We start from the raw sequence: 26,627 nt of genomic DNA on the forward strand, positions 1-26,627 counted from the left end.
AGTGTATTACAGTTTCGTGCGCCCCTGTTCTTGTTAAACAGCGCTATACCAGCCAATGCAACATCAGGTCTAAACCGCCATTATTTATGCTGGTATCGGCTTGTTTTAAAACGATTGGCTTTGCATGAAAAGCGACGCCGAGATGCGCAGCATTCATCATGACAAGATCATTTGCCCCGTCTCCCATTGCGACAGTTTGGTTTTTATCGATAGCGTACTTTTCACGTAACGCGCTCAAGCAATCAGCTTTTGCTTGAGCATCAACAACGTCACCGACAACTTTACCGGTTAGTTTATTATCAACTATCTCTAATGTGTTAGCGTACGCGGCATCTAAGCCAAGCAACTGTTGTAGATGATCGGCAAAATAAGTAAATCCGCCTGATGCAATAGCAACACGCCATTGATGTGCCTTCAAGGTCTCTACTAAAGAAGTGAGCCCAGGCATTAATGGTATGTCTTTTGCGACATCGGCTAATATGGAAACTGGAGAACCAGCTAATGTAGCGACACGTTGATGTAAACTTTGCGCAAAGTCTAATTGACCTTGCATAGCCCGCTCGGTTACTTCTGCAACTTGCTCTCCTACACCGGCTAGTACTGCAATTTCGTCAATACATTCAATTTCAATCGTTGTTGAATCCATATCCATAACGAGAAGACCAGGTTTATCTAGTGAGGGTGCATGATCGATAATTGCTGCTTCAATATTTTGAACGTTTATAAAATCAGCGAGTAATTTAATGCTTGCAGTAATGTTATTTGTACGAATGGTAAAACGGTAACTTGTTAACGAAGCCCTATGATTGATTTTTGTTAAGGCGATTAGCGTAATATTGCAGGTTTTTGTTAATTCAATTAATAAAGATAACGTTAATGTTGAAAACACTACTAGCTCGCATCTATCATTTGATAATGTTGTTGAAGCTGCTTTTGGCTCAAATACAAATGCTTCTTTCGTTATCGAAATATAACAAGGATTATCGAGCGTCGTTTGTTTAAATACTTGTGCCAATGATTGAGAAGCATGTTCAGAAAGAGAGAGTTGAGTTACTGCACTTGTCACGGTATTACCTTTGTCTGGTTCGGTTTTATATTCAAAAATATTGTCGTACGCTTATTTAAAAATCGACTATAACACTTTATAGTGTGGTTAACGCGCGACGAGATTTGCTTTATGACACAAAATCAACCGCATTTATACCCTAGATTGTCATCTATTTATAATAAAATAACGCAATTAGCTATAGCTATTTTACTCATTGTCGTTGTTATGAATATTTGGGTGTTTAGTTATGGGGAACAAAAAGTAGCGATTACTGAGCATTTTATTGAGTTATCTGATGAAGTTGTTGGCCAAATGGCGGTAACTAGCCTGACATTATGGGATGAACCTCAAGAAAAGTTACAACAGTTTATTGATTATAGTGCGCAGGCGCCTTGGATCAAAGATATTAGTCTTTATGATGAAACAGGGCAATTACTTCTGTCGAGTAGCGAACAACAATCTGTACTCGCGATTTACGGCCTGGGAGAAGCGCAAGAGAGCGTAGCGAGTCAGCAATTACCGGTTATTCGTGAAGTTCGAGGTCAAGACTTAAAAGGGTATTTACGTGTTACGTTATTAAATAAGTCATTTACTCAGTCTCTAGAAAATGCCTCTCAGGAGAGTTTCTCTATGTTTCGAGTAATGCTTATGTTAGCTGGCGTCGTTGGCTTTTTGTTAACGCGAGGCTTGAATCGTTTTAGCCGACAAAGCTTTCGTTTAGCGAAAGAGCGATAGTGCTGCTCGCCTGTGCTAGGCGTGCAAAATGCGGTCAATATTTAACTCAAGTTGCTGTGCAATTTGTTCAGGTGTTTCATCACGTAACAAACATAATGCTTTAAATATTTTAGTAATGTTTAAAGGTGAGTTTGGCGAGCCTTGCTCACCTGACAATGGCATAGCTGGTGCATCAGTCTCTAGGACCAACGCATCTAATGGCAAGCGTTTGATCGCTTTTCGAGTTTTTTCTGCTCTTTCATAGGTAATTGTTCCGCCAATCCCTAATTTAAAACCCATGTCTATATAGGTAATTGCTTGTTGGTAGCTACCTGAAAAACCATGCAAAAAACCGCCTTTATTCGGTTTGTCTTTTTTTAGTATTTCGATCAACTCATTATGGGTGCGTCTATGATGAATGATGATAGGCTTAGCATAATCGTTGGCGATTTTAATTTGTTCTTTAAAGAAATATTGCTGTTTTGCTAAGTTGTTTTGCTCATTAGCTATTTTTCCATCGATGCCACACTCTCCAATAGCTACGATGTGATCAATATGTTGCGCGACTAGCGTGTTTAGCGCTTGAAGTGCTTCGGTTGAAAGGTCATTGAGATACCAAGGATGGATGCCTAAGCAAGGGAATAAGGTAAGCTCAGGTTTTGATGCATGTTTAAGGTCTAATACGGATTGCCAATTATTTGGTGCAACAGAGGGTATTATCAATCGGTGTATACCATTGATGGAACAGTCTTCTAATAACAGCGTTAACTTGTCACTTAGCGGTTCAAAGTCCAAATGACAATGGCTATCGGTAAATAGCATAAAGGTTACCGTGGTTTTGCTAACTTTGCTGCACTATCTTGGAGTGTTTCGAGTTGTTGTTCAAGTTGATAATGAATTAGAAAGTCTTTATCAACAGGTTTTTTCTTAAGTAATGCAGTTGCTAAATAAGTCGCTTGGGCAATACCAAAAGGTTGTTCGAGTAACTTGTTCGGAGAATTTTGATTTAGAATCGCCGCAATTAAATGGTATGGAAAACCCCAAATATGCAATAAATAAGCGCCAACATGGCAATGATCAGTTGAAAAAATTCGCTTTTCTAGCACCACATCATCAGATGCTTTGGCCCTATTTTTAAAATATTTTAATGTCAGGTCTTTATCGATTTCGAATAACACTAATTTCCCAATGCCATGTAAAAGGCCTGCAAGCAAAGCATCTTGTTTTAACGCTGCTGGGACCAATGAAGCGGCTAATTTGGCTGTAGACAATGCTTTAAGTTGTTCGTCTAAAATTGAAAAGTTTGGAATATTTGGCTGATACGAAAAAAGTTCTGCTGTCATTACAATACAGCTAAGCGTATCAACACCCATTTTAGTGATTGCTTCAGTAATACTGGTAATGGGCTTTTCAGCTCGAGCAAAGGTATTATTGGTAAACTGAAGTACTTTCGCTGTTAAAGCGGGGTCTTGTGAAATGATATTAGCTATTTTATCTGAGTCTACATTCGCCTTCTTCAGTAACTGATTCAGTTGCATGTAAACTTTTGGCGGGCTTGGTAACGTTTTTACTTTTGCAACACTTTGTACAACGACCTTTTTTGTAATCGTTTGATGTGTACCACTAAACGAGTGGATTGTAGAGATCAGTGCGTTAATCTTTACCGGTCTTTGATATAAATAGTGAGTATGTTGGTCAATACCGGCAACCTTGTCGGTAACGACTGCGATACGAATGAGCGTTGGAAATTTAATTTCAATTGCTTTAAGTAGATTTTCTAAGCTAGTACGCGCTAACCTATCAGCTGCTATAACTACATCAAACCGATGCTTTTGTAGCAGCTTTAAGCCTGTTACCGCATTTGCTGTATGTGCGGTTTTACATCCTTGTTTTTTAAGCGCTGAGTTAATTGTTGCTAGTGATTGTTCACTGCTATCAATTAGCAACACATTCATTCATCTATCCTTACATTCTTTCCATTACATCAATGCCTAATATTTCTAGGCCTTGCTTTAGAACATATGATATTTGCGCACACAACGCTAAACGGGCTGCTTTTATTTCTGGCTTAATACCATCTTTTAAAATAGGGCAGGCTTCATAAAAACTCATATATAAGCTTGCTAATTCATACAAATAATTGCATAACAAGTTAGGTGTACAGTCATTGATTACTGCATCAATGACATCTTCTAACTGTAATAATTTTAATGCGAGTGCTTTTTCTTGCGGTTCTACGATGTTACATGCTGTATTAAGTGTTTCTGGCGATAATGCCGCTTTAGCAAAAATACTTTGAATACGTGAATATGCATATTGTAAATAAGGTGCAGTTGCGCCTTCGAAGCTGAGCATAGTTTTCCAATTGAAGATATAATCACTGGTGCGATTCTTAGAAAGATCTGCAAACTTTACTGCGCCAATACCTACTTTCTCTGCAATCTCTGTTAACTTTTCATCTGTGTAATCTGGGTTTTTCTCTTTTATAACATCTTTTGCACGGACAACCGCTTCATCTAATAGCTCAGCAAGTTTAATTGTACCGCCAGTTCTAGTTTTGAACGGTTTACCGTCGTCACCCATCATCATGCCAAATGGACAATGATCATAACGCACACTCTCCGGTAAAAAGCCTGCTTTACGCGCAACGACTTCCACTTGTTTAAAGTGCAGTGATTGGCGAGCATCGGTAAAAATGATAATGCGATCAGCGTTTAATTCATTGCTACGATAACGACATGCCGATAAATCAGTGGTTGCGTATAGGTAGCCGCCTCCTGATTTTTGCACGATAAATACTGATGGCTCACCATCTTTATTGGCCATTTCTTCGATAAAGACGACTTTAGCGCCTTGATCTTCAACAGCTATATTTTTTGCCATTAATGCTTTAATCACTTTAGGTAAGTCATCGTTATAGGCACTTTCGCCCATAATGTCTTTACGCGTAAGGGTAACGTTTAACTTGTTGTAAATTTCTTCACTATGCGCAATAGAGATATCGATAAATTGTTGCCACAATCTTGCACATCCATCATCGCCGCTTTGTAATTTAACAACGTAATCGCGTGCTCTATCGGCAAATCCTTCTTCTTCATCAAAGCGAATTTTCGCTTCACGGTAGAAGGCTTCAAGATCAGCTAAGGCAGTTTCTGCAACCTCGTTAGCCTGTAATTTGTCACTCAAGTGTGCGAGTAACATACCGAATTGTGTACCCCAATCACCCATATGATTTTGGCGAATAACGTTATCACCGCGAAATTCAAGCGCTCGAACTACTGCATCACCAATAATGGTTGAGCGCAAATGTCCAACGTGCATTTCTTTTGCAAGGTTTGGCGCTGAATAATCAACAACAACATTTTGCGGAGTTTTGCGTTGAGTCACACCACTATGTGCGTCATTAGCAATAGTGGTTAGTTGAGCTGATAGCCATTTTTCATCTAAATGAATATTGATAAAACCTGGGCCTGCAAGTTCAACTTTGTTTGCAATACCATTTAAATCAAGCTGTTCGACTACTTTAGTTGCCAGCTCTCGTGGGTTAGTTTTTAATTTTTTTGCCGCACCCATCACACCATTTGCTTGGTAATCACCAAACTGTGGTTTCGTGGATATGCTTATTGCTGGGTTTGTGTCGGCGGGTAACCCTGCCGCTACCATCGCTGCTGTAACTTTTTCAGCAAGTAGTTGTTTAATATTCATTTTTTATCTCTGTCTATTTGCTTATAGCAAGCTATCGGTATACAAACCATAGCGTTAATGGGTGTTGTGCAATGACCTCTAAGCTGTGTCATCGCACTTAATAAAATTTAATGTTCTCGCGTATGATGGAACGTTATATCTGGGTGGCGTTCTTGCGCTAAATTTAGGTTAACCATCGTTGGCGCTATATACGTAAGGTTATCACCACCATCGAGCGCGAGGTTATCATAAGCTTTTTTCTGGAACTGCTCTAGCGTTCGTTCATCATCGCATGTGCACCAGCGCGCTGTGGCAACACTGATAGGTTCATATATTGCGTCGACGTTATATTCAGACTTTAAGCGTTGAACAACAACTTCAAACTGCAGAACACCAACAGCACCAACAATCATATCGTTTGAACTAAACGGTCGAAATACCTGTACGGCACCTTCTTCAGAGAGTTGAATTAAGCCTTTTTGTAACTGTTTTGCTTTTAATGGATCCCGTAAACGAATGCGTCTAAACAACTCTGGTGCAAAGTTAGGAATACCGGTGAATTTCATATCTTCACCTGAGGTGAAAGAATCACCTATTTGAATACTGCCATGATTGTGCAGACCGATAATGTCACCGGCAAATGCTTGTTCAACGTTCGAGCGATCACCTGCCATAAAGGTCACGGCATCGGCAATTTTAACGTCTTTACCAATACGCACTTGGCGCATTTTCATGCCTTTTTCATATTTACCCGATACAATACGCATAAAGGCGATGCGGTCACGATGTTTTGGATCCATATTTGCCTGAATTTTGAAAACGAAGCCCGAAAACTTTTCTTCGGTTGCTTTAACTTCACGTTTATTGGTACTGCGTGGCATTGGCGTTGGTGCCCATTTAGTGAGCCCATCTAGCATGTGATCAACACCAAAGTTTCCTAAGGCAGTACCAAAAAATACCGGGGTTAATTCACCCTTTAAAAACTCATCCAGATTAAATTCGTGGGAAGCGCCAATTACAAGCTCTAATTCTTCGCGTAAGTCATCTGCATAGTTGCCAACCGCTTCATCTAACTCAGGATTATCTAGCCCTTTAATTACACGCTTTTCTTGTATTGTATGGCCTTGACCGGATTGATATAAAATAGTTTCATCGTCTAATATGTTGTAAACACCTTTAAACTCCTTTCCCATCCCAATGGGCCAAGTAACAGGTGAACATTTTATCTTGAGTACTTCTTCAACTTCGTCCATGACTTCCATAGGATCACGAACATCACGATCCATTTTATTCATAAAAGTAATAATTGGGGTATCACGTAAACGAGTAACTTCCATTAGTTTAATGGTACGGTCTTCTACACCTTTTGCGGTATCAATAACCATTAAACAAGAATCAACCGCGGTAAGGGTTCGATAAGTGTCTTCCGAAAAGTCTTCGTGACCAGGTGTATCTAATAAGTTAACTAAACAGTCACCATATGGAAATTGCATAACTGAGGTCGTGATCGAAATTCCACGGTCTTTTTCCATCTCCATCCAGTCAGACTTTGCATGTTGACCTGATTTTTTACCTTTTACCGTTCCCGCTTTTTGTAGCGCTTGTCCGAAAAGTAATACTTTTTCAGTGATTGTTGTTTTACCGGCGTCAGGGTGAGAAATTATCGCAAACGTTCTGCGAATATCGACTTCCTGCTGTTGTACAGACATGCAAATTACCTGTTAATTAATTAGATGACAAATGGATGAATTTTTAGCGAGCGATATTATAGCGAAATCATAGCCTCAAGACAGCATTAATCTGTTTTTTCTCCGATAAAAATATCAATTATTAGCGTAAAACAAAAATAAAAGTTGACACTGTTGATTACAGGTGTAATCTTTGAGTTGTCGATTACATTTGTAATCATTAAAGTCATGTCGAGTAAATAGGAAAAACAATGTCAGAAATAAGTCATGCGGAATTTGAGGTGTTAGATGCTTTATGGCAGCAATATCCTGCAACGGCAAATCAAGTTATTGAGCGGCTAAATCAACAAAAGCCTTGGCATGACAAGACGGTGAAAACCTTGCTTAATCGCTTAGTCAAAAAAGAAGCAATTAGCTATGAAAAGCAGCAGAGAAGTTATTTATATACGCCGTTATTAGATAAAGAAACCTATACGCAAAATCAAAGCGCCAATTTAATTGAGCGCTTATTTAGCGGCAGAGTGTCGCCATTAATTGCAGGTTTTGCAAAGGATAATAAGCTTAATAAAGATGATATAAACGAGTTAAAAGCCATTATAGATACTTGGGAACAAACTCAAGATGAGGATGATAACAATGGCTGAATTTATTGTTGATTTATTATTCCCTTTGACCGTCATGCTGGCAATTTTGCTCATTTCGCATGCATGGGTAATGCGCCATTTAGGCGCTAACGGGGTATATCGTATTTGGCTTTTAGTGCCAATAGGGCTATTAATTTATGGTTTACCATCCCCGGTGGCATCGCAGTTAAGCGGCGTAAATACCGAGGTTATACGTTATGTTGTAAAACCAACGAGCAACATAACAGAGAACGTTACGCAATATTGGCTGTTATCTTTTTGGGTCACGTCATCAAGTTTGCTAGTTTTTTATTGGTTCGTTAATCACTTTCGTTTTTTAATGCAGTTATCACTCGTTCCTCTATCAAAACACCATCTAACTAATGTTACTAGGCAAAATACTTTGCCTCAGAGCCTAGCGATTTATCAAAGTGAAAAGGCCTATAGTCCAATGCTTGTTGGTATTATTAAACCAAAGTTAGTGTTACCACATGATTTTAAAGAACTTTATAATGATGAGCAGCAACAGCTTATTATTCAACACGAGATTTGTCATTTTGATCGCAATGACATTTATTGGAATCTTTTAGCACATGCCATGCTTGCGCTATTTTGGTTCCATCCATTGGTTTGGTTGGCTTATAGCCGTTATAGACGAGACCAAGAACTATCCTGTGATCAACTTGTTTTGGCGCGCAAACAACTGAATAGCAGGATCAACTATAGCAAAGCATTATTGGTAGCCGCAGAAACGGCGCCGCCATATGCCTTTGCACAACTTTCATTTAAGAAATATGGAGATAAGGGAATTATGTTTGAACGTATTAAACAGATCCAGACAACGTCGAAAGCATCAACATTAAGCGTGTCACTTGCGACAGTCTTATCAATTAGTGTCTTATCAGGGTTAAGTTACGCTGGTAGTATTGATGAACAAAAACAGCAACATCGTACGCCACCTAAAGCGGTAGAAGTTGTAAAGCCTGTTCATCGTGTGCCGCCTGCTTATCCTGAGAAAGCAGCACATGAAAATATTGAAGGTGCGGTCGTTATGAAGTTTGATGTTACACCCTCAGGTAGTGTTGAAAATATTGAAGTGATGACGGGCGAACCAGCCTATGTATTTGACAGTGCGGCAATTGCAGCGCTAAAACAGTGGAAATATGACGCAAAAGGTCAGTACCACAAAAATCAGTTGGTGCAATTAGATTTTCGCTTAAATGAAAGCTCAACGTTTAACAGTGAAAACTTAATAGAGCGCGTTAAAATAACAAAGTAACTTGAGTTTTATAGCAAACAAAGCGCTAATTATCTTGGATAATAAGCGCTTTGTATTTTTAGCGTTTATATTCTTTTGTATATTTTCCTAAAGCAGACAACAAAGCTTCGTTCATATATTGTGATTAAGCTGGCAGTTACAAAGCGAGCGGTTAGAATAATACCTATTCCCATTGAAGCGAAAACAGGAATTTTTTTAAGGCCATGATGGCTGACATTGACGTGCGAAGGGATGATCATTTAGTTAGTATGGCAAAAGGGTCAAAAATTTTTTGTTTGTCATCGCTGCGGTGAGGGAGTTGTCAGAGGGAAATAATTGATTTTCCCTCTCTCGTGCAGTCGGTACACCGACACATAAGTGTTAGGAACACTTTTGAATAACATCAGTTGGCCTGAAAAGCAGGTGAGTACCTTGGATGGTACAAATAATTGACTAGAGTGTTTTCTTCATAACAATGGCGTCTTCATAACCTATATCACTTGGGTAATAGCCAGTTCGTCTACCAACTTCGATAAAGCCATCATTGATATACATCATTAATGCCGAAATGTTTTTAGCGCGTACTTCTAGTAAAATCGTTGTCGCTTGTTTATTAATTGCCTGTTGATTTAAATGTGCCATTAATGCTTTACCAAAGCCTTTGCCTTGAAATTTCGGTGATATACAAATATCCATTAAGGTGATTTCATCGGCCACTAAATCTGCAATGTAAAAACCGATAATTTCATTTTGATGCATGGCAAAAAATCCAAAATAACGACCTCCAACGCATGATCTAAATGTTTGTTCACTCCATGGGTGGCTGTGGCAATTATTTTCAATGGTTAATAGCGTTGGCACGATTTGCGGCGTGATAATGTCAAAGTCGAGTTGCGTATTGATATTTTTCATGAATGGTTAGCTTTATGAGGGTAAATAATGAGCAATAATTAATGATGAATGTTAACTGATTCATTATTAACTAGTTGTTGATAAAGACGTTTTTTTAGTTTTGGATTATCGATAAAAGCAGATAGAACAGGCGTTGATAACACGTTATGCGTATATTCTAGATGTTCATTATTATTGAATTGCCAAATAAAGTCATCGCACTGTAGTTTATTGGGTGAGACTTGCGTGAAATCAGCGGGCTGTAAGTTTAGGGCAAGGATAGTATCTAGAAATAGACGCTGATTTATAACGTCTTCAATATTAATGACGAGATCTTCATCAGTGGTATCAGGTTGTTGTATTGCTTCTTCACTAAGGGCTGGTTGTTTATTAGATTTTCTTTGCCATAGTGGGATCCCCATTTCTTGCAAATAGACAAATTGTTTCTTGTTGATAGTCATAGTGAATGAAAATTAGGGATTATTAATTGATAGTATAAGTGGCTCGTCACTTATTGTTAAGGCGAATTATCAAATGGGTTTATTTTCTTTTAGTTTTAATTCGAACATTTCGAGTGCTAAAGGCTTGCTAAAATAGTAACCCTGATATTGTTGGCATGACATTGCATTTAATAAGTCTCTGTGTTCGGCAAGTTCTACTCCTTCGGCAATTACTTGTAGTTTTAATGTTTTAGCTAAAGAGATGATTGCGCTAACAATGCTGTGATCGATATCACTATGATGTAAGTTAAAAATAAAGCTTTTATCAATCTTAAGGCAATCAATAGGGAACTTTTTCAAGTAATTTAATGAAGAAAAGCCGGTGCCAAAATCATCTAATGACAATTTAAAGCCGAGCGCTTTGATATCACGCATGGTCTTAATGGCTGTTTGCACGTTAGTGAGTAACATCCCTTCTGTAATTTCAAATTTAATCGTCTCGGGGGATATACCCGTTTGGCTTAATTTTGCTTGCAGCATCGTTAATAATTCGTTAGGCGAAGAAAATATTTGCGCTGATAGATTAATGGCTACAGTACCAAAGTTGACTTTGGCTGCATGCCAACGGGCTACTTGATCAAATACATGTTTTATTGCAATGCGATCTATTTGTGCAATTAATTCGCATTGTTCTGCAAGCGGGATAAATTCAGCAGGTGAAATAATAGTACCATCAGGTTCAATCCACCTAATTAACGCTTCAGCACCCACAATTGTATTTGTTTTTAGATCAACAATAGGTTGATAGTAAAAATCAAAATATTGATTGTTAATGGCGTTTAATAATTGTTGTTCGCGCTCAAGCTGTTTTGTTACAGCAGTATTCATACTACTTTCAAAAAATCGATAGAAGAGACCTTCTGACTTGTTAACATCAAGCATGGCGATAGCTGCTTTTCGCAGTAACTCTTGAGCATTGTCGCTATCTTGTGGATAAAGTGCGATGCCCATATTAGCACTTATTGTCAGTGAGATATCACTGCATTCAAATGGCTTGTCGAACGTTGAAAGTATCTTTTGAGCGATTTTTACTGCACTATGGTTTGGGTTATTTAATTCAACTAAAACGCCAAATTCAGCGCCATTTATTCTTGCAATGACATCTTTTTTATACAGCGTGGACTTTAACCTGTTTGCGATTTCACAAATTAATGTATCGCCAAACTGATGGCCATATGAATCATTAATTTGTTTAAAGTTATTGACTTCAAATAATAAGAAAGCAGGAAGTTTGTTAGAATGTTTAGCATTTAAACAAGATTGTTTTATCAAGTTTTCAAGCAACACTCGATTTGGCAAACCCGTTAAATCATCGTGGGTTGCTAGGCGAGTTAACTGCTCTTGCGCTTTTTTACGTGCAGTAATGTCACGAAATACACCTAAATAGTGAATGATCTCCTGTTGGTCGTCTCTGATCGCTTCTATTTCTAATTCAAGCGGGTAAATTTCATTATTTGAACGTTGTTCATACAATTCACCTTGCCATGTATCTGCTAATTTGGCTTGAAGCATGATACTTTCCGCTAAATTTAATTCTTGGCCATTAACGGGAGCAAAGTTTACTTTTCTACCAATAACTTGGTGCTTTGTCTTGTGCGTGATTTGTACGAATGCATTGTTAACAGCTTCAATTCGAAACTCACTATCGGTAATGAAAACACCATCAGATGTGTTTTTAAATGCATAAGAAAGCAACATTAATTGCTTTTCATTTGCTGCAATTTCATTATTCATTTTTTTTAGCTTATAAGCTTCTTTCTTACTATAGCGTCGATTAAAAAGCAGAATAATAATTACGGCACTAGTAATTACCATTATTAGAAGAAAGTGTTTTTGATATTCCGCTTGGGTGATATTTGCTTGCTGTAGTTGGCTTTCATGTTGTAGTAATTGAATCTGTTTTTCTCTGTTTTCTGCTTGAAACTGTTCATTCAGGTGCAATACAGAGGCTTTTTGTGCGGTTTCTAAAATCTCAATTTGCAAACTCGTGTATTGCTTATAATAAGAAAGTGCCTGTTTATAATCCTGTTTTTGTTGATAAAAGTGGCTTAGTGAACGTAGTGCAACACTATGTAGTCTCGGTTGTTGATTATGCTTAAAGTACGCTTCAGCGGAGCGGTAAAAGGTGAGTGCTTGATCGTACTTTTCTTGCTGTAAAAGCAAATTACCTAGGGCTATTTTTCCAGTATATAAGTTGACATTGTCGTTATGGGACGTAGCAATTAATAGTGCTTTTTGAATAAATGCTTCACTGTCGTTATATAAGCCGACATTTTGCAGCGTATCACTTTTAGCGAGTAGTGCTTTTATATGCCTTTCTGGGTGTTGTGCGATATTAGGGTGGTCAAGCAACTTGTTAAATGTTGCTAGCGCATTATCAAATTGACGTAAGTTTTGAAAATATATGCCTTTATTGAGTAGTCCTTTTATGATTAAGTTTTCATTATCAAGCGTTTGTGCAATGTTAAGTGATTTTGCGTTTTGGGATAGTGCTTTTTTGAAGTTTCTTTGTGCCCAACTTAACATGGCTAAACTATTGTATACGGTCGCTTGCCCTTCAAGGTTTTTGTTTTCTTCATAAATGTAAATAGCCGCTAATAAATGTGTTTGTGCATCTTCATAATCTGTTGTGACGAAATAACTATTGGCGATCATGAACAGCAAATATGCTTTATCATTAGCAGATATGGTTAATGTTGAATTAACGAAATTTTGCGTTGGGTTAACGTTTAGTTTCTCTAATTTCGTTAACAATGCTTTTGCCTTTGCGATAACTAAAACGTGTTTGTCTTGAATACGGAGCAATTCAATTTCGGCGATGCTAGCTAGTATATTAATTTGGCGTTGTTCATTTGGTGTAAGCTTGATGTCTGTGAGTTGGCGTTTGTAATGTAATAGTTTGGCTTCGTTATTTTCTTGTGCTGCAATCATCATTGCTTTTACGCGCGCGAGTGCAGCAATCTGTTTATGCTGATTTATTGGCAAATTTGTAATAAAGGTTTGTAAAAACTTAAGCTTTTCTAGGTTGTTAAGCTGGTGATTATTAAGTTTATTCGATAGGGATTTATATAAACTCTCATTACTAAGATCGCGATAAATACTTTGTGCCAAACTATTTGATGGCAATATTAGTATTGTAATCACACATGCGAACAGTAAGCTTTTCATTATCGGTCAGATCATCCCACATTAGCGAAGTTAGATTAGCATGACTGATTACTTGTCTCTTTTGTCGTGCTAATAAATTAGTTGAGTAATTTATGTTACAAAATTGACAAATAGTTGACTATAGGCTCAGGCATCATTAAAACACAGCTATTGTTTTAAATTTAAACAGTACAGGTTATATCGCTTTAAGTACTAAAACAAGAATAAGCGATTAGTATGCTATTTTAACTGCTCCATTATGCCTATCTTGCAATAGATGGCCATGGTCAACTGTAACGAGAATGTTTCTGATTGAAAACTAAATAAGAAAAGAATTGGCAGGGGTAGAGAGATTCGAACTCCCAACCGTCGGTTTTGGAGACCGCTGTTCTACCAATTGGAACTATACCCCTGCAACGGATGAGAATTATACTCATGGATGAGCAAAGGTAAAGAGGAAATTTGAACTTTTGTTTCGTTCGGCTATTTAATGTGCAACCTTGCAATATTGAGAAAAAAACTGCACACAATTTAAGCGATGTCAGTTGTGCTATTTGTTGTTTGAACAAGCTAACATGCATTCTGTTGCGGTTAGGTTGTTATGAAACCTGTGCTTAAAGATACTCACTCTTACTTTAAAATTCACCTCGTCAACTAAATAAGTCTGATTGTACCGTTAAATTTTTAATGCTTCAGGGTAAGGAAATACATCTGCGACTTCACCACGAGCAACGTCTTTTTGTCGTTGTTGCCAATAGGTTGCTTCGAGTAAATCAGCGTGATAACGCAGAAATGCTTTTCTATACTTAGGGTTTGCTAAGGCAAAGGTCGCAATTTCTTCTGGAAAAACATCGCCAGGTTCAACGGAATACCACGGTTCAGATGCATAAATCTGTGCCTCAGTGACTGGTTCCGGTTTTTGTCGAAAATTAACTTCGTTCATATAAGTTATTTCGTCGTAGTCATAAAAAATGACACGGCCATGACGCGTAACACCGAAGTTTTTTAATAACATATCACCGGGAAAAATATTGGCTGCTATTAATTGTTTAATCGCTTCGCCATAACCAAGCATGGCATAGTCAATTTCGTCTTCATTGGCTTTTGCCAAATATAAGTTAAGCGGTGTCATGCGACGCTCAATGTAAACATGTTCGATGATAATCAACTCATCTTCAATCGTTATTAAACTCGGTGCTACTGCAAGTAATTCTTCGAGTAATGCTTGAGAGAAACGATGTTTAGGAAATGCAACTTGCGAGTACTCCATTGTGTCAGCCATTCTGCCAACACGATCATGAAGTTTAACTAAGCGGTATTTTTCTTTAACTTCTTTTTTAGTCACACTTTTACTCGGTGAAAAATGATCTTTAATGATTTTAAAAACATATGGATAAGAGGGTAATGTAAACACTGACATCACCATTCCTTTAATGCCTTCTGCAAGCATGAATTGATCATTACTTGTGTCCAAGTGTTGGAGAAAATCTCGGTAAAATTGTGTTTTACCTTGTTTATGGAAGCCGATAGCTGAATATAGATCCGCTCTGGTTTTGTGAGGAATAAGTGTTTGTAAAAAGTTAACTAAGGCTGTTGGGTGTAAACAGTCGACGAAAAAGTAAGATCGTGCAAAACCAAAAACGACAGCCATATTTTCTTCATCAGTAAGGAGAGCATCTATGTGTAAACCGTCCTGCTCTTTGTTTACAATAGGAACAATAAAAGGCGTGTTTCCTGCAGGCGATAATACTCGACCAATAATATAGGCTCCTTTATTACGATAAAAAGTAAAGTTTAGTATATCAATCTCTATATCTGATAGTGGAAACTGTGAAAGAACAGGGTGCTGAATAAAGATTTTAATTAACGCTTTAACTTCTTTTTTTATCTTAGTGAAGGGTAGGTCAAAGTCGGCTTGCTCAATAATGTGTGTAATCGTGTGGCATAAACCTTTCTCATTAATTGGATAACGGGTGTAGATGGTCTCTGTGCTGCGGTCAATTGCTAAGCATGATTCAACGAAGATAAAATCATTACAGTAATAACGTCGGTCGAAAAGGTGACAAAAAACAGAGTTATAAAAACTTTCTGCTAATTCAGCTTGCGGGTGCGTTTGTAGCAACTCGATATAAAATTGTTTAACACGGCGCCATAATGTTTCATCTAAGTCTTTGATACAAAAGTCGCCTCGTATTGTGGCAAGTGTTTCTTGAACACGTAAGTCAAAATAGTCAGTGCGATCTCTTGAAGCCGCTTGTATATCTAACCATTGACAGTTTTCAAAGCGAGATTTTGCCGATTGAGTCAGTTGACTAAATAAATGAATATGTCGCTCAAATCCATTGAGTATCGTTCTTGCAATTGCTTTTGTGCGAGGATTAAACATAATCAGGCTTTAAATACATAAATAATCTTGTGTGAACTACAGAATACGATACTTAACAGCGTTTTACCGATTAATTCAAATATATAGTCACTATAAATATTGGTGATAATCACTTCTACTGCCTAGTTTTACTTGAATTTAGTCACTTAGCGCTCTAAAATTACGCGGTTTATTTTGTCCTTTATGAAGTCTTATTTATTCTATGCGTGTCGCTGATTTTTCTTTTGATTTACCTGAAGAGCTAATCGCTCGTTACCCTAAAGCTGATCGTACGGCTAGCCGTTTAATGGTGTTAGAAGGGAATACGGGCAAGCTACAAGATGCTAACTTTGTTGATATTGTTGAACAGTTAAATGCTGGCGATTTGTTAGTCTTCAATAATACACGTGTTATCCCTGCGCGGATGTTTGGACAAAAAAAGTCTGGCGGTAAAGTTGAAGTATTAGTTGAACGTATACTTGACGATAAACGATTCTTGGCTCATGTTCGTGCGAGTAAATCGCCTAAGCCTGGTACAGAGTTAATATTAGAAAACACAGTATCAGCAACGATGGTCGCTCGTCATGATGCGCTTTTTGAAATCGAAATTTCACATCAAGATACGGTGTTAAGTGTACTCGAAGACATTGGTCATATGCCATTGCCTCCTTATATTGATCGTCCCGACGAAGAAAGTGACAAAGAACGTTATCAAACGGTGTACAACGAAAAACCAGGCGCAGTTGCTGCGCCAACGGCGGGTTTACATTTTGACGATGCGTTGCTTGAACGTATAAAAGAAAAGGGTGTTAATACTGCTTTTGTTACGCTTCATGTGGGTGCTGGTACTTTTCAACCAGTTCGTGTAGAACGGATTGAAGATCACATTATGCATGCAGAATATGCCGAAGTACCGCAGGATGTAATTGATAAAATTACTCAGACCAAAGAAAGTGGCGGACGTGTAATTGCAGTAGGAACAACCTCTGTTCGTTCTTTAGAAAGTGCAGCAAAATCAGCTAAAGAGAAAGGACAAGTACTATCGCCATTTTATGGTGATACTGATATCTTTATTACGCCTGGTTACCAATTTGAATTAATAGATGCGCTTGTGACAAATTTTCATTTGTCAGAGTCAACACTGTTAATGTTAGTAAGCGCTTTTGCTGGCTATGATAATATCATGGCTGCATATAAACATGCGGTATCAGAACGATATCGCTTTTTTAGTTATGGCGATGCGATGTTTTTAACACATCGCACTCGATAACTTTTAATACGCCGCTGGCCTGTTTCGCTAGTGGGCAGGAAGGTAAAATGACAGATAATACACAAAAGAAAGCAATGACCTACGAGTTACTTGCAAAAGATGGCAAAGCTCGCCGTGGCAGGTTAACGTTTGCACGTGGTACGGTGGAAACACCTGCGTTTATGCCTGTTGGCACCTATGGCACTGTTAAGGGCATGAAAAGTGAAGAAATAGAAGAAATCGGTGCTGAGATTATTCTTGGCAACACGTTTCATCTAATGCTTCGCCCTGGCACTGATATTATTGAGCAGCATGGTGATTTACATGATTTTATCAATTGGAATAAGCCTATCTTAACAGATTCGGGTGGTTTTCAAGTGTTTAGTTTAGGCGCCATGCGAAAAATCACCGAGGAAGGTGTTAAGTTTAGTTCGCCAGTCAATGGTGAAAAAATTATGTTAACGCCTGAACGCTCAATGGAAGTACAGCGTAAGCTTGGCTCTGATATCGTGATGATTTTTGATGAATGCACGCCTTATCCAGCAACACATCAAGAAGCAAAGGAGTCTATGGAGCTATCTTTGCGTTGGGCACAACGTAGCAAAGATGCACATAAAGAGAACCCTAACGCGCTGTTTGGTATCGTGCAAGGTGGTATGTATGAAGACTTGCGTGAGGTATCTATTAATGGGTTAAAAGCGATAGATTTTGACGGTTATGCTATTGGTGGGTTGTCTGTTGGTGAACCGAAAGAAGATATGGTCAGAATATTAGATCATACAGCGCCCTTGATCCCAGAAAATAAACCCCGATATCTGATGGGAGTAGGAAAACCTGAAGACTTAGTCGAAGGTGTTCGTCGCGGCATTGATATGTTTGATTGTGTAATGCCAACGCGAAATGCACGTAATGGTCACTTGTTTGTTACGACGGGTGTGGTAAAAATTAGAAATGCAAAGAATAAGACAGATACGGGACCATTAGATGAGCAATGTGATTGCTATACCTGTAAAAATTATTCTCGCGCATATTTACATCACCTAGATAAATGTAATGAAATATTAGGGTCTCAGTTAAATACCATTCATAATTTGCGTTTTTACCAACGCGTAATGAAAGAATTACGTGATGCGATAGAACAAGGTAAATTGGAAGAGTATGTAGAAGAATTTTATGCTTTGCGTTCGTTACCGGTACCTCCGTTGGCGCAAGGTAGTAAACAAGTTTAGTCATTTAATAACAATTAGAAGTAAGAGGATATTATGAGTTTATTAATCGGTACTGCACATGCAGCAGGCGCTCCAGCGCAACCAGGTGGTGGCATGGAAATGATCATCATGTTGCTTGTTTTCGGTTTAGTGTTTTATTTCATGATTTATCGTCCACAAGCAAAGCGTGTAAAAGAGCATAAAAACTTGATGTCTGAATTATCGAAAGGTGATGAAGTATTAACACAAGGCGGTTTAGTGGGTAAGATTACTAAAGTATCTGATGATAAAGATTTTATCGCTATTACAATTGCTGACACGACTGAAGTAACAGTGCAAAAGGCTGCAATTTCTGCGGTTTTACCTAAAGGCACAATGAAAAACCTATAGGGTTTTTCCCAAGACAGTTTGTCTACATAATTTTAAAACTTAGGATAATATTGTGTTAAACCATTCTCCATTGTGGAAGAAACTGATGGTGCTCTTTATCGTATGTGTTGGTGCATTGTACGCAATGCCCAACCTATACGGCGAAGATCCCGCAGTTCAAATTTCAGGGTTACGTGGTGTAGAAACAACTGCATCAACATTAGACTCAGTAAAAGCAACATTAACAGAACAGCAAATAGACTTTTCTAGTATTGCACTTGAAGATGGTCAAGTATTAGTAAAATTTAGTGATACAGAGCAACAGCTTAAAGCGCGGGACGAATTAGATTCAACGTTAGGTGATGATTACTCAGTTGCATTAAATTTAACACCAGCAACGCCAGATTGGTTAGCAGACATTGGCGGTACACCAATGAAGTTTGGTTTAGATTTACGTGGTGGCGTTAGTTTTACCATGGAAGTCAACATGAATGAAGCTGAACTAAAAGCACAAGAAGGTATGATTGGCGACTTTCGTAGCGATCTACGTAAAGAAAAAATTCGCTACCGTAGTGTTAAAAAGCAAGATAATGGTGTTGTTATTTCTTTCAGAAATATTGAAGACATAGATAATGCCGAATCGTTACTTAAGAAGCGCTATCGTGATTTATTGTTTGCTGATAATGAAGATGAAATGACGCTTTCAGTAACGATGACAGAGCAAAAACTCAAAGAAATTCGTGAGTATGCGTTGCAACAGAACATCACTATCATTCGTAATCGTGTGAATGAATTAGGTGTTGCTGAGCCTTTAGTACAACGCCAAGGTCAGAAAAATATCATCATCGAGTTACCTGGTGTTCAGGATACAGCCAAAGCAAAAGAAATTTTAAATGCAACGGCAACTATTGAATTTCGTATGTTAGATTCAGAAGGTGATCTAAACAGCGCTATTAATGGCCGAGTACCTGCTAACTCACAATTGCTTTATGACCGAAATGGTCGACCTTCATTGGTTAAAAAGCGTGTTATGTTAACGGGTGATCATATTGTAGATGCCGGCTCGAGTTTTGACGAGTATTCTCGTCCACAAGTGAATATAACGCTTGACTCTCCAGGTGCTAGTAAATGGTCTAATGCGACTAAAGAAAACGTTGGCAAGCCAATGGTCACGGTTTTCATTGAGTATAAACCGACTGAGCGTAAAGACAGCGAAGGCAATACAATATTTGAAAAGAATGAAGAGATTATTCAGATTGCTACCATTCAAGGTCGTTTAGGTAAAAGCTTTCGCATTACGGGCATAGATAGCCAGTCTGAAGCTCACAACTTAGCATTGCTATTACGTGCAGGTGCATTAATTGCGCCAATCCAAATCGTTGAAGAGCGTACCGTTGGTCCATCTTTGGGTGCCGAAAACGTTGAACTTGGCTTACAAGCGATTGTCGGTGGTTTTGCACTCGTATTTATTTTTATGCTTATTTACTATCGCGCCTTTGGCATTGTTGCCAATATGGCACTGTTAGCTAACTTAGTGTTAATAGTCGGCGTAATGTCAATGATCCCTGGTGCAACATTAACGTTACCAGGTATGGCTGGTATTGTGTTAACCGTGGGGATGGCAGTCGATGCTAATGTACTTATTTTTGAGCGTATCCGTGAAGAGTTACGCAGTGGTAAGTCAGTTCAGCAATCGATACATCAAGGTTATGACGCGGCGTTTTCAACGATATTAGATGCTAATATCACTACTTTGATTGCAGCAATCATTCTTTTTGCTGTTGGTACAGGGCCAATAAAAGGCTTCGCGGTAACATTGTCGATTGGTATTATTACTTCAATGTTCACAGCTATTATTGGTACACGTACAATTGTGAACAGCGTATGGGGCGGTAAACGTCTCGATAAGCTTTCAATCTAGGGGTTTAATTATGCAACTATTAAAATTGAAAGAAACTGTCGACTTTATGCGCTTTAGAAAAGTAGCGGTGATTTTTAGCGCTTTATTGATGATTGCGGCATTTGCCTCATTTGCAGTCAATAAATTGAATTTTGGTCTAGATTTCACAGGCGGTACACTGATTGAAGTGGGCTATGAGAAAGCGGCTGACTTAAATGAAATTCGTCAAGTAATGGAAAGCGCTGGTTTCGAAGGTGCGGTTGTTCAGCATTATGGCAGCTCACGTGATGTTGTTATTCGTTTAGCAGTTCAAGATGACGTAAAAGCTGAAATGCTTGGTAACCAAATCCTAACGTTGTTACAAGATAGTTCAGGACAAACGCTTGATATGAGACGTATCGAATTTGTTGGTTCAAGTGTCGGTGATGAGTTAACGGAGCAAGGTGGTCTTGCAATGTTAACGGCGCTAATTTGTATCTTAGTCTATGTCGCATTTCGCTTTGAGTGGCGTTTTGCATTAGGGTCGGTAATTGCGTTATTTCATGACGTTATTTTAACGCTTGGCTTGTTCTCAGTGCTTGGTTTAGAGTTTGACTTAACAGTACTGGCGGCGATACTAGCGGTAATAGGTTATTCATTAAACGATACCATTGTTGTTTCAGATCGCATTCGTGAAAACTTTAGAAAAGTACGCGAAGGTGGGCCAATGGAAATTATTAATATATCGCTAACGCAAACATTAAGCCGTACCTTTATAACGTCGATTACAACTTTACTTGTATTGGCAGCGTTATTTTTTCAAGGCGGTGCTTTAATTCACGGTTTTGCTACAGCACTATTATTTGGTGTATTTATTGGTACTTATTCGTCTATTTATGTAGCAAGTTCAATTGCACTCGCACTCGGAATTTCAAAAGAAGATTTAATTCCAGAAGTTATTGAAAAAGAAGGTGCAGATCAGGATGTATTAATGCCTTAACGTAGCAATAACGTTAATGTAAAGTTAAAAAGCTGAGCATGTCTCAGCTTTTTTTGTTTTTCAATAAAATAAACTAATGTGAATAATTGAAAATTTTATATGTAACTATATGAATAGTATTAACTTGTTGGATATTTTTTCCTTAAGGTTACGGCTTCAAGAACACTAAATAATATAATGCGAAAATCTATTGCTTAAAAAATGCTCAACCGTATAATTGCCGGCGATTACACATCACCCTAGATTTATTCATATTGGAGTAGTTATGAAAAAGGTAGTATTAGGTTTATCGTTAGCTTTGGCTACAACAGCTGCAAACGCAATTAGTGACAATGCGAAGTTCATTGCTCAAGATAGCTCAGTAGAAACAAATTTATGTGTTACTGCTGCTACTAAAGGTTTTGCTGCTGCAAAATATCAAGCATTAAAAATTGATAGTTTATCTCCACATACATTTTCGTTAACAAGCTGTAATGGCATGTCGATTAAAAAGTTTGCAAAACAGTTTTCAAAGGTAACAGTTGTTGTTGATAGAACTGTTAAAGCTGTGCCAGCTGATCGTTCATTTGAATCTCGTTTATGTGCAAGAGCGGCTAATTTCGGGTTAGTGGCGTTAGCGAGTGAATCAAAATATGCATTACGTAATGTGTCATGTAACGGTCAAAATATAGTCGATTTTGCAAAAGCTCACAATAGTTAATATTTTCTACTGTAATACTTATACTAAAAAGCCCTGAAGTTAACGGTCAGGGCTTTTTAGTATCAATATCATCAAATTTAATTGCAATAATTTAACCATGTTAAGCACACGCTAAACTGCACAAATTTTTTATTAATTACAAATCGCATTCAGTATCATTTGTAAATAAATTCCTGCTTTTTCTTCACATATGCATCTAAATATGAATAAATGAGAGATAAGGTAAACATCAATGATTGGTGTCAGTATCTTCTCAACGATTTATACAGAGTTAATACATTATGGATATCGTTTCTGCAATTCGAGACAGACTATCTCACTTAAGGCCCGCAGAGCAGCGAGTCGCGAAACTTATATTAAGTGATTTAAGTTACGCTGCGAATGCAACAATAAGTGAATTGGCAAAGAAAGCAAACACGAGTAATACCAGTATCTCTAGACTTGCAAAGGCTTTAGACTGTAAGAATGTACGTGAATTAAAACTTAAAGTTGCGCAATCAGCGGCTGTTGGTGAACGTTTTAATAGCAACGAGCAAGTTGAAAAGAAAGAAATTCCAGCGATATACCAAGGGATACATGAGATACTTGCACTCAATGCTGGTTTGATCACGGATGAAAATATTGATCTTGCAAGCCAATTGATAACCGAAGCAGGCCATACACTGATATTGGGTGTAGGTGGTGGTAGCTCAATTATGGCTCAAGAGTGCCATAACCGGTTGTTTAGGCTTGATCTCAAGAGTAATGCTTATTCCGATCCCATGTTAATGAGAATGACAACTGCAACGGTTGATAAGGGAGACGTAGTTTTGTGTCTTTCTTTGGGGGGGGTTAGCCCTGACGTACAAAATGCCGCATTAATTGCAAAAGATTATGGCGCTAATATTATTACCATTTGCCCCAGTGGGCCGCTTGCAGAATTAGCTGATATCCATTTGCCAATTGAAACACATGAAGGTGACTACATCTTTAAACCAAGTGCATCACGCTATGTAATGTTAGCAGCGATTGATATCTTGGCTAGTGATTTAGCGGTAAAAAATCAACGAAGATCACGAGAAAAATTACGACGATTGAAAGTACAGTTAGATCAATATCGCGGTTGTGCTGATCGCTTACCTTTAGGAGATTAGCCTAGATTAAACATTAGTACATTGAATTCACGCTTTTCTACAAGTGGTCGCTTTTGCTAGCCTTTTCGCGGCCTTTTACCTCAACATTGTTCAGTTTTAAACCTCATTACTATTCATCATAGAAATACTAAATATTAGTTTAAAAGCATATTTGTTTAATGTGTTGATATTTATTGACTTATTCCTAAATTGTTACTAAGTAACCTTTAATTTATTTATTTTGTGTTACATTTTTACATTTATTTGTTGAAATTATATACGTTGCATGTTTATTATTAACACGAATGTTCTTTTTGTTGTGTTATTTTTTAACATTAATGTGCGAATCGACATTTTCACAAAAATAAAACTGTGTGAAAGCAGGGCTAGAGGAAACTTAGGGGGAAGTAAATGGAATCCGTCAGATTTAAAAAATCATATTTAATAATGTGTTTAGGTATCACGTTTGGTCATTCTAATGCAGTGTATGCTTTTAATGCCGAGACTGACAGTGCTCAAGAAGAAAACGTAGAAGTTATTACAGTTAAAGGGGTAAGAGGAAGCATTGTAAGGTCTTTAAATAATAAATATTTAAATAGTAACGTGTCAGACTCAATTAGTTCAGAAGATCTTGGTAAGTTTCCCGATATGAACTTATCTGAATCTTTACAACGAATTCCTGGTGTTACTATTAATCGAAACCAAAATGGTGAAGGTTCACAAATTAATGTTCGTGGTCTTGGGCCTCAATTTACGCGAGTCGAAATTAATGGTATGTCAGCACCCGGTGGTGGTAGCGCAGGAAGATTAGGAACGAATGGTGGTGGCCGAGGTTTCAGCTTTGAGCTTTTACCTTCAGAACTTTTTAGCAATGCTACTGTTACAAAATCATCAGACGCCGGCCAAAGTGAAGGTGGGCTAGCAGGGGTTGTTACACTCGAAACACCTAAACCATTTCAGCATCAAGGCTTAAAGTTTTCCTCGTCACTACAGGGAAATTATAATGATAAAACAAACGATATAGATCCAAGAGCTTTTGTAACACTAAGTAATAACATTGATGATAAGTTTGGCTATGCCGTTGCTGTTGCGCATTCTAAAGGTGACTTTAGAACTGATGGTGCGGAAAATGGTGTTTGGCGTCCATTATCGGTCATCGATCCTAGTGTTGATGCTGATTCAGCTTTAGGGTCTGCACTGGTTGCTAATGGCACAAGGTTATATTCATTTATTGAAGAGCGTGATAATACCGCAGCAACGTTAGCTCTACAGTATAGTCCATCACAATCATTAGAATTTACCTTTAACAGTATCTACGCCGAACTCAGTAATCATAAAGCTGCACACCGTAACGATATTCCTTTAGAACATCTCGGTGTACAAGCACTAAGAGACAGTTTAGTCATTGAAAATGGCGTTATTGTTGCGGGGAGCTTTGACAATGTTCAACATAGGGTTGGCCCGCGTATTACGGATATTGATGATAAATTTTTCCAATCGTCATTGTCGGCCAAATGGATGCCAAACGATAACTGGGAAATAACGCCTTATATTGGTATTTCGAATCGAGAAGCGAAAAGAAAGCAATCTTTACTTTCTTTTAAATTAAATAATGAAACAGGCGCAAATGTGCCAGGGATTCTTTCATATAATGTGCGCGGTGATTATGTTGACTTTAATAGTACACTAACTGACTTTTCATCAAATCCAGAAGACTTCTCTTTGAATGTTCTTATTTTCCGACCCAGTGTTGATGATGCAGAAGAAGTGACGTCAAAAGTTGATTTTACTCGATACTTTGATCATGAGTACTTAAGCCGTGTTGATTTTGGCTTTAGATATTCAATACAAGAGAAAAATGTTGTCGAGCAAGATTATCGTATTGGTCGTGACGCTGGTTGGAACCCTAATCTTGGCCCAAGCCTTAAAGATTCGATGATTATGCTTGATTACGATGTAGATGGTGCAGATCCAAGCTTTACTAACAAAATGTTTTCAGTAGATCCTAATGGATATCAGGATGTTTGGTTTGTTAACGGTGAGGTTTCACCAACGGGTCAGTCATTAATTCCAGGTACATCTGTACAAAATCGAGCAAGTTCCGCTGCACTTAATTCTTATAATGTTGAAGAGAAAATATTAAATGCATACGTTAAGGTAGATTTTGATTGGGACGATATTACTGCCAATGTTGGCGTTAGGTATGTAAAAACAGATCAAGATATTGATGGTTTTACCACTGCATTGGGTGGAATTGACGCCATTTCTTTTGCTAGTGATTACACTGAGCTATTGCCGAGTGCTAGCCTACGTTATGAATTATCTCCAGAGTTATTAGTAAGAGCGGCTTACTCAAAAACACTAACGCGACCAAACCTGCCAGATCTTGCACCTTCTGAGCGTATTTTTGCACCAGATGTTAACTCTGCTACAGGACAGCGCGGAAACCCTGATTTAAAGCCGTTTACTTCAGATAACCTTGATTTAAGTATCGAATGGTACTTTGGTGATGAAGCGCTACTTGCTGCTAATGTCTTTAGAAAAGATCTCGATGGACTTATAGATACCACAACATTTACGGCTAATCGTGATTTTGTGACGCAGTTAAGCCCAGAGATCTTTAATGGTGATGTGTTCTTTACACAGCCGTCAAATGGCGCATCAGCCTCAATTAAAGGGTTCGAACTTTCATATCAACAGCCTTTTAGTTTTGCACCAGAGGGGGTATTACAAAATTTTGGTTTCTTAGCGAACTACACTAAAACCTCAAGTGATGCTGATTTTGGTATCGAAAATGATGTTCGAAGCACTGGGCTGCCTGGTTTATCGCCAACAAGTTTTAATGCTTCATTATATTATGATGATGGCACATTAGATGCCAAGATATCTTATGCTTGGCGAGAGCGTTATTTGGCGCAAACATCAGATGACTTTGGAGAGCCGCGCTTTATTGATGATTACGGTCAATTAGATTTATCTGCTAATTATAGTGTTAATGAAAACTTGCAGATACAATTGCAGGTGTTGAATTTAGCGGATGAAAATATTATTGCGAAAACGTTTGTCCATAAAACGGGGTATTTACCTTATGGTGTTACGGATCTCAATAGAAGAGTGTTACTAGGTGTGCGTTATTCATTTTAATCATTAGCGTTAGCTGTAACAAAAAAAAGGAGCGTTTTAACGCTCCTT

Annotated in this window: 20 protein-coding genes and 1 tRNA gene; 11 read left to right on the plus strand and 10 right to left on the minus strand. The window is 38.0% G+C overall.

The window, feature by feature from the left end; genetic code table 11:
• Positions 1 to 43: 43 nt before the first annotated feature.
• A complete protein-coding gene (gene serB, locus QUE09_RS04890; protein ID WP_286235086.1) occupies positions 44 to 1,066 on the minus strand; it encodes a phosphoserine phosphatase SerB in 1,023 nt (340 codons plus the stop codon).
• Positions 1,067 to 1,177: 111 nt separating this feature from the next.
• Between serB and QUE09_RS04895 the strand changes: the two genes are divergently transcribed.
• Positions 1,178 to 1,783, plus strand: a complete 606-nt coding sequence (locus tag QUE09_RS04895) for an AhpA/YtjB family protein (protein ID WP_286235087.1) — start codon at positions 1,178 to 1,180, stop codon at positions 1,781 to 1,783.
• 15 nt (positions 1,784 to 1,798) lie between these two features.
• Here QUE09_RS04895 and QUE09_RS04900 read toward each other — a convergent pair whose 3' ends face one another.
• The 4 genes from QUE09_RS04900 to prfC all read right to left on the minus strand — a co-directional run bounded on the left by QUE09_RS04900 (position 1,799) and on the right by prfC (position 7,155).
• The gene (locus tag QUE09_RS04900; RefSeq protein ID WP_286235088.1) at positions 1,799 to 2,584 is read right to left on the minus strand and encodes a TatD family hydrolase; all 786 of its coding nucleotides are present in this window, start codon (positions 2,582 to 2,584) and stop codon (positions 1,799 to 1,801) included.
• A gap of 5 nt (positions 2,585 to 2,589) precedes the next feature.
• The gene (locus QUE09_RS04905) at positions 2,590 to 3,717 is read right to left on the minus strand and encodes a response regulator (RefSeq protein ID WP_286235089.1); all 1,128 of its coding nucleotides are present in this window, start codon (positions 3,715 to 3,717) and stop codon (positions 2,590 to 2,592) included.
• A gap of 10 nt (positions 3,718 to 3,727) precedes the next feature.
• Positions 3,728 to 5,467 carry an arginine--tRNA ligase gene (gene argS, locus QUE09_RS04910; RefSeq protein ID WP_286235090.1) on the minus strand — a complete coding sequence of 580 codons (1,740 nt, stop codon included), beginning with the start codon at positions 5,465 to 5,467 and terminating at the stop codon, positions 3,728 to 3,730.
• Positions 5,468 to 5,574: 107 nt separating this feature from the next.
• Positions 5,575 to 7,155: a peptide chain release factor 3 gene (gene prfC, locus QUE09_RS04915; protein ID WP_286235091.1), complete on the minus strand. Its 1,581-nt coding sequence runs from the start codon at positions 7,153 to 7,155 to the stop codon at positions 5,575 to 5,577.
• Positions 7,156 to 7,385: 230 nt separating this feature from the next.
• Here prfC and QUE09_RS04920 point away from each other — a divergent pair, with 230 nt between their 5' ends.
• Positions 7,386 to 7,778, plus strand: coding sequence for a BlaI/MecI/CopY family transcriptional regulator (locus QUE09_RS04920; protein ID WP_286235092.1), 393 nt, complete (start codon positions 7,386 to 7,388; stop codon positions 7,776 to 7,778).
• Entirely contained in the window at positions 7,771 to 9,036 is a 1,266-nt protein-coding gene (locus QUE09_RS04925; protein WP_286235093.1) for a M56 family metallopeptidase, read from the plus strand. The genes QUE09_RS04920 and QUE09_RS04925 overlap by 8 nt, the downstream gene beginning before the upstream one ends.
• 432 nt (positions 9,037 to 9,468) lie before the next feature.
• Here QUE09_RS04925 and rimI read toward each other — a convergent pair whose 3' ends face one another.
• The 5 genes from rimI to aceK form a co-directional block, all read right to left on the minus strand.
• The gene (rimI, locus tag QUE09_RS04930) at positions 9,469 to 9,927 is read right to left on the minus strand and encodes a ribosomal protein S18-alanine N-acetyltransferase (RefSeq protein ID WP_286235094.1); all 459 of its coding nucleotides are present in this window, start codon (positions 9,925 to 9,927) and stop codon (positions 9,469 to 9,471) included.
• Positions 9,928 to 9,965: 38 nt separating this feature from the next.
• Positions 9,966 to 10,367, minus strand: a complete 402-nt coding sequence (locus QUE09_RS04935; RefSeq protein ID WP_286235095.1) for a DNA polymerase III subunit psi — start codon at positions 10,365 to 10,367, stop codon at positions 9,966 to 9,968.
• 69 nt (positions 10,368 to 10,436) lie between these two features.
• A complete protein-coding gene (locus QUE09_RS04940; protein ID WP_286235096.1) occupies positions 10,437 to 13,550 on the minus strand; it encodes an EAL domain-containing protein in 3,114 nt (1,037 codons plus the stop codon).
• Between the two features lie 339 nt (positions 13,551 to 13,889).
• Positions 13,890 to 13,966: transfer RNA gene (locus QUE09_RS04945), tRNA-Trp, on the minus strand.
• A gap of 263 nt (positions 13,967 to 14,229) precedes the next feature.
• On the minus strand, positions 14,230 to 15,939 hold the full coding sequence (gene aceK / locus QUE09_RS04950; protein ID WP_286235097.1) for a bifunctional isocitrate dehydrogenase kinase/phosphatase: 1,710 nt from the start codon (positions 15,937 to 15,939) through the stop codon (positions 14,230 to 14,232).
• Between the two features lie 202 nt (positions 15,940 to 16,141).
• On the opposite strand from aceK, the gene queA reads away from it, so the two are divergent.
• The 8 genes from queA to QUE09_RS04990 all read left to right on the plus strand — a co-directional run bounded on the left by queA (position 16,142) and on the right by QUE09_RS04990 (position 26,579).
• Positions 16,142 to 17,188, plus strand: coding sequence for a tRNA preQ1(34) S-adenosylmethionine ribosyltransferase-isomerase QueA (gene queA / locus QUE09_RS04955; protein WP_286235098.1), 1,047 nt, complete (start codon positions 16,142 to 16,144; stop codon positions 17,186 to 17,188).
• Positions 17,189 to 17,262: 74 nt separating this feature from the next.
• Entirely contained in the window at positions 17,263 to 18,396 is a 1,134-nt protein-coding gene (tgt, locus tag QUE09_RS04960) for a tRNA guanosine(34) transglycosylase Tgt (protein ID WP_286235888.1), read from the plus strand.
• Positions 18,397 to 18,429: 33 nt separating this feature from the next.
• Complete coding sequence (gene yajC, locus QUE09_RS04965) at positions 18,430 to 18,765, plus strand: preprotein translocase subunit YajC (RefSeq protein WP_286235099.1); 336 nt, start codon at positions 18,430 to 18,432, stop codon at positions 18,763 to 18,765.
• Positions 18,766 to 18,817: 52 nt separating this feature from the next.
• The gene (gene secD, locus QUE09_RS04970) at positions 18,818 to 20,665 is read left to right on the plus strand and encodes a protein translocase subunit SecD (RefSeq protein ID WP_286235100.1); all 1,848 of its coding nucleotides are present in this window, start codon (positions 18,818 to 18,820) and stop codon (positions 20,663 to 20,665) included.
• Positions 20,666 to 20,675: 10 nt separating this feature from the next.
• Positions 20,676 to 21,623 carry a protein translocase subunit SecF gene (secF, locus tag QUE09_RS04975; RefSeq protein ID WP_286235101.1) on the plus strand — a complete coding sequence of 316 codons (948 nt, stop codon included), beginning with the start codon at positions 20,676 to 20,678 and terminating at the stop codon, positions 21,621 to 21,623.
• Positions 21,624 to 21,888: 265 nt separating this feature from the next.
• On the plus strand, positions 21,889 to 22,323 hold the full coding sequence (locus QUE09_RS04980; protein ID WP_286235102.1) for a hypothetical protein: 435 nt from the start codon (positions 21,889 to 21,891) through the stop codon (positions 22,321 to 22,323).
• Positions 22,324 to 22,604: 281 nt separating this feature from the next.
• A complete protein-coding gene (locus QUE09_RS04985) occupies positions 22,605 to 23,456 on the plus strand; it encodes a MurR/RpiR family transcriptional regulator (RefSeq protein WP_286235103.1) in 852 nt (283 codons plus the stop codon).
• 390 nt (positions 23,457 to 23,846) lie between these two features.
• Entirely contained in the window at positions 23,847 to 26,579 is a 2,733-nt protein-coding gene (locus tag QUE09_RS04990; protein ID WP_286235104.1) for a TonB-dependent receptor, read from the plus strand.
• Positions 26,580 to 26,627 lie beyond the last annotated feature (48 nt).

It is taken from the genome of Thalassotalea sediminis (assembly GCF_030295915.1).
GTDB lineage: Bacteria > Pseudomonadota > Gammaproteobacteria > Enterobacterales > Alteromonadaceae > Thalassotalea_C > Thalassotalea_C sediminis.